The sequence below is a fragment of the Yoonia sp. 2307UL14-13 genome, assembly GCF_037572755.1.
In the GTDB taxonomy this organism is placed as follows: Bacteria; Pseudomonadota; Alphaproteobacteria; order Rhodobacterales; family Rhodobacteraceae; genus Yoonia.
Genome location: NZ_JBBIFZ010000006.1, coordinates 18,469 through 30,859, shown reverse-complemented (window position 1 = coordinate 30,859; position 12,391 = coordinate 18,469). Strand labels below are relative to the sequence as shown.

General features: G+C 59.6%; 13 protein-coding genes. 10 read left to right on the top strand and 3 right to left on the bottom strand.

Translation table 11 applies throughout. The features are described from left to right. Window positions 1-15 precede the first annotated feature (15 nt). From V8J85_RS14570 to V8J85_RS14560, 3 genes are read left to right on the top strand one after another with little or no spacing between them, the layout of a single operon-like run. A complete protein-coding gene (locus V8J85_RS14570) occupies window positions 16-804 on the top strand; it encodes an exodeoxyribonuclease III (protein ID WP_339954491.1) in 789 nt (262 codons plus the stop codon). Between the two features lie 2 nt (window positions 805-806). Next, entirely contained in the window at window positions 807-1,943 is a 1,137-nt protein-coding gene (locus V8J85_RS14565; RefSeq protein ID WP_339954490.1) for a DUF6630 family protein, read from the top strand. 7 nt (window positions 1,944-1,950) lie between these two features. Further along, on the top strand, window positions 1,951-2,958 hold the full coding sequence (locus V8J85_RS14560; RefSeq protein WP_339954489.1) for an alcohol dehydrogenase catalytic domain-containing protein: 1,008 nt from the start codon (window positions 1,951-1,953) through the stop codon (window positions 2,956-2,958). Here V8J85_RS14560 and V8J85_RS14555 read toward each other — a convergent pair. Beyond that, window positions 2,939-3,181: a helix-turn-helix domain-containing protein gene (locus V8J85_RS14555; protein WP_339954488.1), complete on the bottom strand. Its 243-nt coding sequence runs from the start codon at window positions 3,179-3,181 to the stop codon at window positions 2,939-2,941. The genes V8J85_RS14560 and V8J85_RS14555 overlap by 20 nt on opposite strands. Next, entirely contained in the window at window positions 3,178-3,705 is a 528-nt protein-coding gene (locus V8J85_RS14550; protein WP_339954487.1) for a hypothetical protein, read from the bottom strand. Before V8J85_RS14550 ends, V8J85_RS14555 begins: the two co-directional genes overlap by 4 nt. Window positions 3,706-3,771: 66 nt before the next feature. Here V8J85_RS14550 and V8J85_RS14545 point away from each other — a divergent pair, with 66 nt between their 5' ends. From V8J85_RS14545 to V8J85_RS14515, 7 genes are all read left to right on the top strand, one after another. Next, entirely contained in the window at window positions 3,772-4,287 is a 516-nt protein-coding gene (locus V8J85_RS14545) for a hypothetical protein (RefSeq protein ID WP_339954486.1), read from the top strand. A gap of 43 nt (window positions 4,288-4,330) precedes the next feature. Beyond that, a complete protein-coding gene (gene rsfS / locus V8J85_RS14540) occupies window positions 4,331-4,786 on the top strand; it encodes a ribosome silencing factor (RefSeq protein ID WP_339954485.1) in 456 nt (151 codons plus the stop codon). Beyond that, window positions 4,786-5,256, top strand: a complete 471-nt coding sequence (rlmH, locus tag V8J85_RS14535; RefSeq protein WP_339954700.1) for a 23S rRNA (pseudouridine(1915)-N(3))-methyltransferase RlmH — start codon at window positions 4,786-4,788, stop codon at window positions 5,254-5,256. The genes rsfS and rlmH overlap by 1 nt, the downstream gene beginning before the upstream one ends. A gap of 96 nt (window positions 5,257-5,352) precedes the next feature. Continuing rightward, window positions 5,353-6,867: a 2,3-bisphosphoglycerate-independent phosphoglycerate mutase gene (gpmI, locus tag V8J85_RS14530; RefSeq protein ID WP_339954484.1), complete on the top strand. Its 1,515-nt coding sequence runs from the start codon at window positions 5,353-5,355 to the stop codon at window positions 6,865-6,867. Continuing rightward, window positions 6,864-7,943 carry a murein hydrolase activator EnvC family protein gene (locus tag V8J85_RS14525; RefSeq protein ID WP_339954483.1) on the top strand — a complete coding sequence of 360 codons (1,080 nt, stop codon included), beginning with the start codon at window positions 6,864-6,866 and terminating at the stop codon, window positions 7,941-7,943. The genes gpmI and V8J85_RS14525 overlap by 4 nt, the downstream gene beginning before the upstream one ends. Before the next feature lie 14 nt (window positions 7,944-7,957). Continuing rightward, window positions 7,958-9,304: a S41 family peptidase gene (locus tag V8J85_RS14520; RefSeq protein ID WP_339954482.1), complete on the top strand. Its 1,347-nt coding sequence runs from the start codon at window positions 7,958-7,960 to the stop codon at window positions 9,302-9,304. Window positions 9,305-9,503: 199 nt separating this feature from the next. Then, complete coding sequence (locus V8J85_RS14515; protein ID WP_339954481.1) at window positions 9,504-9,869, top strand: hypothetical protein; 366 nt, start codon at window positions 9,504-9,506, stop codon at window positions 9,867-9,869. A 22-nt stretch (window positions 9,870-9,891) separates the two neighbouring features. Here V8J85_RS14515 and V8J85_RS14510 read toward each other — a convergent pair whose 3' ends face one another. Further along, window positions 9,892-12,342 (bottom strand): GcvT family protein, encoded by a 2,451-nt coding sequence (locus V8J85_RS14510; RefSeq protein ID WP_339954480.1) that lies wholly within the window; start codon window positions 12,340-12,342, stop codon window positions 9,892-9,894. Between the last annotated feature and the right edge of the window lie 49 nt (window positions 12,343-12,391).

Genomic DNA, 12,391 nt, shown 5'->3' with positions numbered 1-12,391 from the left:
GAAAGCGATCCTGCCATGCCCTTCACCCTTGCCACCTGGAACATCAACTCGGTCCGTTTGCGTGAGGACATCGTCGCGCGGCTGATGCGCGAGGAGGCCCCGGATGTGCTGTGCCTGCAGGAATGCAAAAGCCCGGTCGACAAGATCCCGTTGGAGCAGTTTCAATCACTTGGCTACACCCACATGGTTGCGCGCGGGCAGAAGGGATATAACGGGGTCGCCATCTTCTCGAAAATCCCGATGGAGGAAGCGGGGGCCGCGGATTATGCCGATCTGGGCCATGCCCGCCACATCGCGGGGCGGTTGGAGAACGGGGTGACGGTTCACAATTTCTACGTTCCGGCGGGCGGAGACATCCCCGATCGCGGGAAGAACGTGAAATTCGGCCAAAAGCTCGACTATCTGACGGCCATGCGCGATGCGTTTCACGCCGATAAGCCACAGAAATCCATTTTGGTCGGCGACCTGAACATCGCCCCGCGTGAGGATGATGTTTGGAGCCACAAGCAACTTCTGAAGGTCGTCAGCCACACGCCGATCGAGGTCGAACACCTGACCGACGTGATGGAAGCGGGCGATTGGGCGGATGTGACCCGCGCGGACATCCCCGAAGGACGGCTGTATAGCTGGTGGTCGTATCGGTCGCCCAACTGGGACGCGGCGGATAAGGGCCGTAGGCTCGATCACATCTGGGCCAGCCCTGACATCAGGAATGCCGCCCATTCCAGCCGGATCATGCGTGACGCGCGGGGCTGGGAGAAGCCCAGCGATCACGCGCCGGTTTTTGCGACATTTGATCTTTGAAGATGAACCTGTTTTCGCGCACGCCGAAGGGTGATTTGAACCTCAATTATAACATCATCGCCGGATATTCAGTTGGTTGGCTGCCCTATTCGGAAAAGGCGATCCAACTGGCGTTTCCGCATTTGAAGGTGAAGGCAGCGACGGTGCCGGGCTATGGCCCTGACACAGAGGATGGGTTTGCCCTGTTCGACGGCGATCAGGATGAGCCTGCACTTTGCATTACCAAGGACAGCGAAAGCGGCTATGCTTTCTCGGTGACGGCGCATAACGGGCAGGCGCAATCGTTAGGGTCATACCGCGTTGGGGAAATCCTGCTGGGTGACTTCCGCGACGATCATATGGAAGAGGCTGATTTTTGGGTCGATGGGTCGAAGATCGTCGTGATGGGCGGTGTGACGGACCGTGGCGCAATCTACGGTACGCGCCACCTGTTCCTGCCGCCCGATGATCGGACCGGCGATCTGCGCAAGGCGGGCCCGGATGTCTGGCGCGCATGCGTCCTGTCGGAAATCCGGTTCTTTGTCTCGGGTCGCCGTATCCGACCCACCAAAGAGATCGATGCCGCAGATGGTGTGAAACAGGTCAAGAAGCATCGCGGGCAGGCCCCGCAGCCTTTGCAACCCGGACCAAATCTGTGCGACGGCGACCCGATCACGCTGTTGTTGAAGGGCCTTTATTCCCCGAAAGAGGCGCAAAAAGCCTATCTGAAACTGGCGGATATCGCGATCCATAATGGCGACGTCGCGACGACCAAGGCCAAGATCAAGGCTGTGTTTGAAAATCATAACTCGCCGGAAGACGTCGCGCTGCGTCTTTCCGAGATGTATAATGAGGAACGTCAGACGGTCTTTATGTTCCCGCTGGATTGGAAGGAAGAACCGTCGTGGTTGGCGTCTCAGATCTCGGCGGTGCTGGGGGATGAAGCGGTGGCATTGCCCGACATGACACAAACCAGTGTCGCGCAGGGTGGCGTGTTCGAGGCCTATGCCGCCTGCCTGCAAGACGCAGGATTTGATCTGTGGGGCTTGGACACAGGGTCAGACACCCATTGCCTGTTCGTCGCCCGCAAGAAAGACCGCAATCGAATAACCAAGCTGATGATCCCGACCCAATCCAACGCCTTACCTTGGAAAGGATGAACGCCCCATGAAAGCTCTTGTCCAACTGCATGACGGGTACAGCAACACGGCGACTGGCCCGAATATCGAAGACATGTCGCCCTTTGTCGCGTTGCAGGACGTTCCCAAGCCTGAACCCGGCGATGGGCAGGCGTTGATCAAGGTGCATATGTCGGCGGTAAACCCGTCCGATATTCATTTCATCAAGGGTGAATACGGACAGCCGCGCGTGAAAGGCATGCCCGCCGGGTTCGAAGCTGTGGGTGAGGTTGTCGCGGGTGATACGCCGCTGAAAGGGCAGCGGGTCAGTTTCTTTGCCGATGCGTCGGGCACCTGGGCGGAATATGCGATGACGGATGCTGCGCGGTTGGTGCCGTGCCGTCCCGACCTGTCGGAGGTGGATGCGGCGGGACAGTTGGTGAACCCGCTGACGGCCATTGCGATGTTTGACATTGTAAAAGAGAGCGGGGCCGACAGCTTTGTTCTCAATGCCGCCGGATCGCAGCTGGGCAAGCTGATGATCGCGCTGGGCCGTGATCACGGGATTAAACCGATAGCCGTGATCCGGCGCGCGGAACAAGCGGCCGCGTTGCGGGACCTTGGCGCGGCAGAGGTGATTGTGACCAGTGAGGATGATCCGCTGGGGCAGGCGCAGCCGATCTTCAAGTCGCTCAAACCACGCATCCTGTTGGATGCTGTGGGCGATCAGTTCACGTCGGACCTGTTCTTTGCCATGCCCAGCCATGCGCGGTGGGTGAATTACGGGAAACTGTCGACCGAGACCCCGGCGCTTGGCCAGCTGGGGCAGATGATCTTTCAGGGCAAGGTGATCGAGGGGTTCTGGCTGACGCGGTGGATGAAGCAGGTTGATCCGGCACGGATCCCGGCAGCGTTCATGGAAATTCAGGAACGGTTTGTGTCTGGGAAGTGGACGACCGATGTGGCGGGTATCGTGCCATTGTCCGAGGCGATGGAGAAGCTGCCAGAAGTTTTGGCCAAGCCGGATGGCAAGGCGTTTATTGACCCGCGATCTTAGCGATCTCTGACATCGGCGCCGCCTCTAACAAATCCCCCGGCTGACAGTCCAGCACGGCGCAAATCTTGGCGAGCGTGTCGAACCTGATCCCTTTCACCTTCCCCGACTTCAGCAGGCTGATGTTCTGTTCGGTAATGCCGATGGCCTGCGCAAGGTCGCGGGATTTCATCTTGTGCAGGGCCAGCATCACGTCGAGGCGGACGATGATTTCAAGGTCTTTCATACGAAAGACCGGTTTTCGGCGGCTGCATCGGCGGCTTCGCCCATGGCCCAGCCGATCACGATGATCAGGCCGCCGGAGAGGGCAAAGAAGATCATTTCGTTGTTCACGCCGATCGCCAGAATGCGCTGTCCCGGTGGGTTCGCGAATGTCAGGAGGACCGTTTGGATCGGGCGGATCACGAACGATGTCGCAGCGAGTGTCAGGAAACCTTGCCCGATCCGCTGGATCAGGCGCGCGCAATGATCGGTCAGTACCTCGCCGTCGTGATACGCGACGAACAGTTTTCGCATCGCGTCGAGCGTGAACATGAGGATCGCGAGGCTGATAAGGCCGAGGATCAATGAAATCGCCAGCTGCGTGCGCGTGACATCGGGCGATACCGGCTGATCGATATACCAGTGATCGGGAGTGAGCGGGGTGGTCAAGAGCCCGATGGTGATCCCCGTGGGCAGAGCAACCATCGTGGCGATGGTGATCCATCTGAGAATACCTGCCAGTTTGGTCACGCGATGTAGATTTTGCATTTCTCACCTTTTTGTTTCTAAAATTTAATGTAAAACAATAAAAAATATCTGTCAAAGGAGATTCATATGAGAGTTAAGGTTCTTTTTGCAATCCTGCTGTCGGGATGCACCAGCATTGTGCCGATGACCGCGATGCGGCTGAGCGGTTTGTCACCCACCACCGCTGATCCTGCGGATTTCGCGGTTGATCTGACGTTGCCTGCCGGGATCGATGTCAGCCCCGGCGCGGCCAGGTTGCTGTTTTCGACGACCCGCACCGATACAGATGAAACGGCCAGTGGCGCATTTGCGCTGCTGCGGGACGGTTCGGTGTTTCGCGTCGACCCAGCCGATCATGACGCCCTGCGAGCGCTGCAGGCGACGGCGCGGGATTGGGATGCGGAAAACCCGGATGCGACCGAGGGATCGATGCTGATCAATGTGGCCCCCTGCCGGGTCGGCGCGGGACCCGCAGCGGATGCAACCGTCAGCGTTGCAATCCAGATGGAGCAAGACGGTGCGTTCCTGCCGCTGGTGCGGAATGGCCCGCTATCTGCGGTCGCGTCAGAAGAGCAGTTGCGCGAAATGCCCGATTGTCCCTAACCCGCTTGTTGAAAAAGCGCCGGGGCATTGCTAATTTCAGGTTATGCCCTGCGCCGGGGTCATGACGGCGCGTTTTAAGGAGGACAATGCACTGTCTCTTAACCCTGCGGCTGCAACAGCGGCCAATCCCGGGGCTCAGGCTTTGAAAGCCCCGAAAACCGCGACCAGCGAAGGCCTTTTGGCTGCTGTGCTGAAATCCCTCGACGACGACAAAGGTGAAGACATCGTGCAAATCGATCTGCGCGGGAAATCCGAGATGGGTGACCATATGGTCATCGCCTCGGGCCGGTCCACCCGTCAGGTCACCGCAATGGCGGAAAAGCTGACCGATCGGCTCAAGCAGGAATTCGGCGTGATTTCCAAGGTCGAGGGCAAGGCATCGGGCGATTGGGTGCTGATCGATACGGGCGATATCATCGTTCATATCTTCCGCCCCGAAGTGCGCGAGTTCTATCAGCTTGAAAAGATGTGGCAGACCGGGGCGGCCTCGACCGCCTGATGCGCATCCATATCTGCGCTGTGGGCCGATTGCGCAAAGGGCCCGAGCGTGAGCTGATCGACGATTACGTGGCCCGGTTCGACCGGACCGGGCGCGCCTTGGCCCTAGGACCTGCGCAGATCATCGAAGTCGAGGACAAAAAGGGCGGCGGAATGACCGCCGAAGCTGTTTTGTTGACGCGGGCGGTGCCGGACGGCGCGCTGATCTGTACATTGGACGAGCGGGGGAAGGTGATGTCATCGCCCGATTTTGCCCGGCTCTTGGGCCGGTGGCGGGATCACGGGCGGCAGGATGTGGCCTTTGTCATCGGCGGCGCGGACGGGATCGACCGTGATTTATGCGCCCGAGCCGACGCCAGTTTGAGTTTTGGTAAGATGGTCTGGCCGCATATGCTGGTCCGCGTGATGTTGGCGGAACAGTTGTATCGGGCCGCCTCTATTCTGGCCGGGGGGCCTTATCACAGAGCTTAGAAGCCTCCGGCGGGAGTATTTTTGGCAAGATGATAAGAGGATTTCGTTCCCTCGCGTGTCGCGCTAAGGATGCCGTGAATTGTAATGGAGTTGCTGATGTCTGTGCCAAAGCCCGTTGTTCTGTGCATTCTTGATGGGTGGGGGCTGCGCGAGGACAGCACGGCGAATGCCCCGGTGCTGGCCGATACGCCGAATTTTGACGCTATCATGCAGGGGCCGCATGCGCAGTTGATCACCCATGGCAATGATGCCGGTCTGCCAACGGGTCAGATGGGAAATTCCGAGGTGGGCCATACCAATATCGGGGCAGGGCGTGTCGTCGCGATGGATCTGGGTCAGATCGAGATGGCGATCGAGGATGGGTCGTTTTTCGAGGCGGAAGCGCTGCAGCGCTTTATCGCACAGGTGAAAGAGAGTGGCGGGACGGCCCATTTGATGGGCGTCGTTTCGGATGGTGGCGTGCATGGGCATCTTGGTCACATCGTCGCCGCCGCAAAGGCCGTGACCGACACCGGTGTGCCGGTTGCGGCGCATGCGGTGACGGATGGCCGGGATGTCGCGCCGAAATCGGCGGTGGATTTCATGGCAGAGCTTGAAAAGGGCCTGCCCGATGGCGCCCGGATCGCGACCGTTATCGGCCGCTATTATGCGATGGACCGCGATAATCGCTGGGGTCGGGTGCAGCAGGCCTATGATGCGATGGTCGAAGGGCGCGGAGACAGCGCCGAAACGCCGGAGGCCGCGATCAAGGCGGCCTATGACGCCGACAAGACCGATGAATTCATCCCGGCGACCGTTATCGGTGATTATGCAGGGTTGGCTAAGGGTGACGGGCTATTTTGCCTTAACTTCCGGTCCGATCGGGCGCGGGAAATTCTGGCGGCGATCGCCGATCCGGACTTTGACGGTTTTCAGCGGGAGAAACCGGAATTGGCGGCGCGGCTGGGTATGGTCAGCTATTCTGACAAGCATGATGGGTGGTACGATGTCGTTTTCCCGAAGCGGGATATCCAGAACACGTTGGGTGCGTGGGTCGCCAAACATGATCTGCGCCAGTTTCGATTGGCAGAGACCGAAAAGTATCCGCATGTGACGTTTTTCCTGAATGGCGGTGTCGAGACGCCAGAGAAGGGTGAGGATCGCCATATGCCGAAATCGCCCGATGTCGCCACCTATGACCTGCAGCCGGAAATGTCGGCGGGGGAGGTGACTGCGCGTTTCGTGCAGGCGATCGAGGAAGGTTACGATCTGATCATCACCAATTATGCGAATCCCGATATGGTCGGCCATACCGGTGATCTGGATGCGGCGATCAAGGCGTGTGAGGCCGTTGATGCGGGATTGGGTGAAGTGCGCGAGGCGCTTGCAAAGGCGGGTGGTGCGATGATCGTCACCGCCGATCACGGAAATTGCGAGACGATGGTCGATCCGGAAACGGGCGGACCGCATACCGCGCATACGCTGAACCCTGTGCCGGTGGCTTTGGTCGGTGGGCCCGATGATGCCGCGCTGCATAACGGGCGGTTGGCTGATCTTGCGCCGACGATCCTTGATCTGATGGGTCTTGATCTGCCGCCCGAGATGACCGGGCGCAGTTTGATCGAAAGATGAGGTGGCTGGCCCTTTGTCTGTGCTTTGCGTTTCCCGCGCATGCCCAAAGCCCCGAGGCCGCAGCGGGTGAAGCCATCGACCGCCTAGAGGCTGCGCAGGTGCAACTTGCGGCGGCGCGGACCCGGAATGATCGGGTGCGTGCGTTGACCGAGACGATCCTTGCCTATGAGGACGGGCTAGCCGCGTTGCGGGACGGATTGCGGCAGGTGGCGGTACAAGAGGCGGTTCTTCGGGGTGATATGGACGCCCGTCGGGGTGAACTGGCCGATCTGCTGGGCGCGTTGCAGATGTTGGGGCGGGTGCCTGCGCCGGTCGTGCAAAGCCATCCCGACGGGGCGCTGGCCGCTGCCCGCGCGGGTGGGGTGATGGCTGATCTGACCCCGGCGCTCGAGTCGCGGATCGCTGTTTTGCGCGAGGAACTGGCGATGTTGGACCGGTTAGGCGAAACGCGGCAGAGGGCGCTGGATACCTTGCAAGATGCGCTGGAGAATGCGCAGGAGGCGCGCAGCGCGTTGGGTCAGGCGGTGTCGGATCGAACCGACCTGCCGCTGCGATTTGAGGAAGACCCGGTGCAGACTGCGTTATTGTTGGCCAGCGCGGAAAGCCTGGATGGGTTCGCCGCCGGATTGGCGGGCAGTCTGCCCGAGACGACCGTCGCTCTGTCGCCCGAAGGGAACCTGCCCTTGCCGGTGGCGGGCTATGTCCTGCCGGATGATGGCAGCGGGCGCGATGGTGTGCGGATCGCCACCGAAGCGCAGGCGCTGGTCACCACCCCGGTCGCCGCCACGTTGCTGTATCGTGGGCCGCTTTTGGATTATGGTCAGGTCGCTATTCTTGAGCCTGCGGCGGATATGCTATTTGTCTTTGCGGGACTGCAGGCCACGTATGGCGTTGCGGGCGAAATCCTGCCCGCTGGTGCACCGATCGGATTGATGGGTGGCGACGTGACGGAAAATGACGGCAATTTGAGCGAAATAAGCGGCTTTGACGGCGCGGAACGCAGCCAAACCCTTTATCTTGAGGTGCGAGACGGGCAAAGTCCCGTGAACCCGGATGCATGGTTTGCGCTGGAATAGACATAGGATAGGTGATGAAAAAGTTGATCTTGGCCGCTGCAGGCGGCGCGGTACTCGGACTTTTGGTAACCAGTCAGGTCGCTGGCCCCTTGCTGGCGCAGGAAGCCAAGAACAATGCCAGCGTCTATGAACAGTTGGACCTGTTCGGCGATATCTTTGAGCGGATTCGCGGTGGCTATGTCGAAGAGGTAGACGACAAGGCGCTGATCGAGGCTGCAATCGACGGCATGCTCACATCGCTCGATCCGCATTCGAGCTATCTGTCACCGGACGATGCGGCGCGGATGCGCGTGCAGACATCGGGGGAATTCGGTGGCCTCGGCATCGAGGTCACCCAAGAGGAAGGGTGGGTCAAGGTCGTGGCCCCGATGGATGGCACACCGGCGGATGCAGCGGGCATTTTGGCGGGCGATTATATCACCGCCGTGGATGGAGAAAGTGTGCTGGGTCTGACCCTGGATGATGCGGTCAACCTGATGCGCGGGCCGGTCGGGTCGGAGATCATCGTCACCGTCGTGCGCGAGGACGAGGCCGAACCTTTCGACGTGTCGATCATTCGCGACACGATCAAGCTGACCGCCGTGCGCAGTCGAACGGAGGGCAGTGCCGTCGTGCTGCGTGTGACGACATTCAACGATCAGACCTTTCCCAACCTCAAGGAAGGGATGGAAAAACAGATCGCCGAGGCGGGCGGGATCGACAATGTCGACGGGATCGTTCTGGATTTAAGGAACAATCCGGGTGGGTTGCTGAACCAGGCGATCAGGGTGTCCGATGCGTTTCTGGAAGCGGGTGAGATCGTGTCCACCCGCGGACGTTTCAGCAATGATGGCGAACGGTTCAACGCAGAACCGGGCGATTTGGCTGATGGCAAACCGATCGTCGTGCTGATCAACGGCGGCTCGGCTTCGGCGTCCGAGATCGTGGCGGGTGCCTTACAGGATCACAGGCGGGCGATCATCGTGGGCACGAATTCCTTTGGCAAGGGGTCCGTGCAGACCGTCATTCCGCTGCGCGGCGAAGGGGCCATGCGCCTGACCACGGCGCGATATTATACGCCGTCCGGCCGTTCGATCCAGGCTTTGGGGATTTCGCCGGATATCATCGTCGAACAACCTCGCCCGCGTCCGCAGGACGAGGAAGAGGCGGAGGAGAACGAACGGACGCGGACCGAAGCCGACCTGCGCGGATCGCTTGATAATGACAGTCTGACCGAAGAGGAATTGCTGCAAATCGAAGAAGACCGCACCCGTGCCGAAGCGGCGGCGCAACTGCGCGAGGATGATTATCAGCTGGCTTACGCGATCGATATCCTGAAGGGGCTGAATGCGCTGGGGCCGACGTCGTTGGACGAGCGGTAAGGGCGGGGCGCCTTGGTTTACCGGGCGCCTACCTGCCAGTTAGATTTCATTCGGATTCAGGCGACGACCATGTAGTGCATGATGCATGCATAGCGGTATACTTGTGGACGTAATCGTTTACACATCTTTTGATTGTTTTTTGACCCTACGGAAGGCATTTTGAAACGGCTGGTGGAGAATCGCCACATGGGAGGATGTCATGACGCTACCCCTGCAAGGTCTCGATGTTTTATTGGTCGAAGATGATTTCATGGTGCTGATGGACGTGAAAATGCTTCTTGAAGATGCGGGCGCACGTGTGTCCGCGGCGGCTTCGGCTGAACAGGGGGCGATCCTGAGTGATAAGGCCTATCACGCCGCGATTCTTGGGGACGGTTTGCCAGAACACGATATTTATCCCGTCGCCGATCGGCTGACCGCCCGACGCACCCCGGTGATTTTCCATGCGGGCGGCGCGAAATCGAAAGGTTTCGGGGAGCGCTTTCCATCGGCCATTTCGATCGCGCGTCCGGCAAGCGAGGCGCAGCTTCTTCAGTCGATTTGTGGGCGGGTTGTCGCGGCTTAAGTAAGGTGGGTTTACACCCACCCTACGCTTTGACGCGCTCGCTTTTTGGATCGTAGAACGGTTTTAGCTGTGCTTCAGCCGCGACTTTTGCGCCCATTACGTCGATCTCATACGTGCTGCCCAGCATGTCCGCCACTTTCTCCCCCGGTTCTGCACAGGGTACGTAGCCCATACCCACCGCAGAGCCGAGATGGTGGCCGTAACCGCCGGACGTCAGATAGCCCACCACATCACCGTCCCGCAGGATCGGTTCATTGTGGTAAAGCAGCGGTTCGGGATCGGTCAGTTTGAATTGCACCAGCCGCCGTTCAAGCCCGTTGTTCCGTTTGCGCAGCACCGCGTCCCGTCCGATGAAATTGGGTTTGTCGGTTTTAACGGCAAAGCCTAACCCTGCTTCGAGCACGTGATCCTCGGATGTGATGTCATGACCGAAATGGCGGAAGCCTTTCTCCATCCGGGCGGCATCCATCATGTGCATGCCGCAAAGTTTCAGATCTAGTTCCTGACCGGCCTGATGAAGCGTTTCGAACACATGGCCGGCCATGTCGGTGGACATGTAAACCTCCCACCCCAGTTCACCCACATAGGTCACGCGGTGGACGCGGGCGAGGCCCATGCCGATTTCGATCTCTTGCGCGGTGCCGAACGGGTTCACGTCATTCGAGAAATCGTTGGGGGACACCATTTCCAGCAGCTTGCGGCTATTCGGGCCCATGATCGCAAGCACGCCTTCGCCTGCGGTCACGTCGGTGATGACGACGTTGAAATCGCCCACATGCCGTTGCATCCAGACCTGATCGGCTTGTCGGGTCGCCGCCGGTGTCACGACCAGATAGCAGGTTTCGGACAGGCGGGTGACGGTCACGTCGGCCTCGATCCCGCCCTGGTTGTTCAGAAATTGAGTATAGACGATCTTGCCCACCGGCACGTCGTAATCGCCGCCGCCGACATAGTTCATGAACGCCATCGCGTCCCGCCCTTCGACGCGGATTTTGCCGAAGGAGGACATATCGTACATGCCGACATTCTGGCGGATCGCGGTGACCTCTTCGCAGACGTTGTCGAAGAAGTTCTGACGTTTCCACGAATATTCATAGTCGGGTACTTGGGTCGGTTTGGCGAACCAGTTGGCGCGCTCCCATCCGGCGAGTTCGCCCATGACCGCGCCATTATCGAGCAGGTGCTGATGGAACGGTGTGCGGCGCACGCCCCGCGCGGTCGCCTTTTGGCGGAAGGGGAAGTGGTCGGCATAAAGCAGGCCAAGCGTTTCCTTGGACCGTTCGAACAGGTAGGTTTTGTTCCCCTGAAACGGCTGCATCCGGCTGATATCGACATCGCCCAGATCGAAGGGTTTTTCGCCGCTGTCCATCCATTGTGACAAGGCCATGCCCGCGCCACCGGCGGATTGAATGCCGATGGAGTTGAACCCGGCAGCGACCCAGACGTTGTCCATCTCGGGCGCGAGCCCAAGGTGATAGGCGTCGTCGGGCGTGAAACTTTCCGGTCCGTTGAAGAAGGTATGAATACCCGCCTCTGCGAGCATCGGCAGGCGTTCGACGGCGGCCTCAAGGATGGGTTCGAAATGGTCGAAATCCTGCGGCAATTCATCAAACTCGAAATCCGCAGGGATGCCATTCATGCCCCAGGGCTTGGCGTTGGGTTCGAACGCGCCCAGCAGTATCTTGCCTGCGTCTTCCTTGTAGTAGGCGCATTCGTCGGGCACCCGCAGGACAGGCATTTGTTTCAGACCCTCGATCGCCTCTGTGACGATGTAGAAGTGTTCGCAGGCATGAAGTGGTACGTTCACGCCCATCATGTGGCCAACTTCGCGCGCCCACATCCCCGCGCAATTCACCACCATATCGCATTGGATCGTGCCGCTTTCGCCGATGCCTTCCCATTCAACGGATGTCACACGACGGCCTTCGGTGTTGATCTTGGTGACCTTTGTCCGTTCGGCCACGATCGCGCCGTTCATGCGGGCACCCTTTGCCAGCGCGTGGGCGATATTGGCCGGGTCGCCCTGGCCGTCCAGCGGCAGGTAGACCCCTGCCGTCACCCCGTCGATATTCAGATGCTCATAGCGTTGTTTCACCTCGGTCGGCGAAATCTCTTCGACCTCGACACCGAAAGAACGGGCCATGCCAGCCTGGCGATAGATCTCTTCCTTGCGTTCGTCGGTCAGGGCGACGGTGATCGACCCGCAGCGTTTGAACCCTGTAGCGACGCCGGTTTCCTCTTCGAGATTGCCGTAGAGTTCCTGCGAATACCGCGCCAATTTCGTCATGTTCGACGATGCGCGCAGCTGCGCGATCAGCCCTGCGGCATGCCAGGTCGTACCGCAGGTCAGCTGCTTGCGTTCGAGCAGCACGACATCTTTCCAGCCCAGCTTGGCCAGATGATACGCGACAGAGCAGCCGATGACCCCGCCCCCGACAATGACAACGCGCGCCGCGCTTGGAATGGTCGCCATAACAAAAATCCTCAGGTTGAACTTTGGCCAATCGTTTTCATATTTCGCG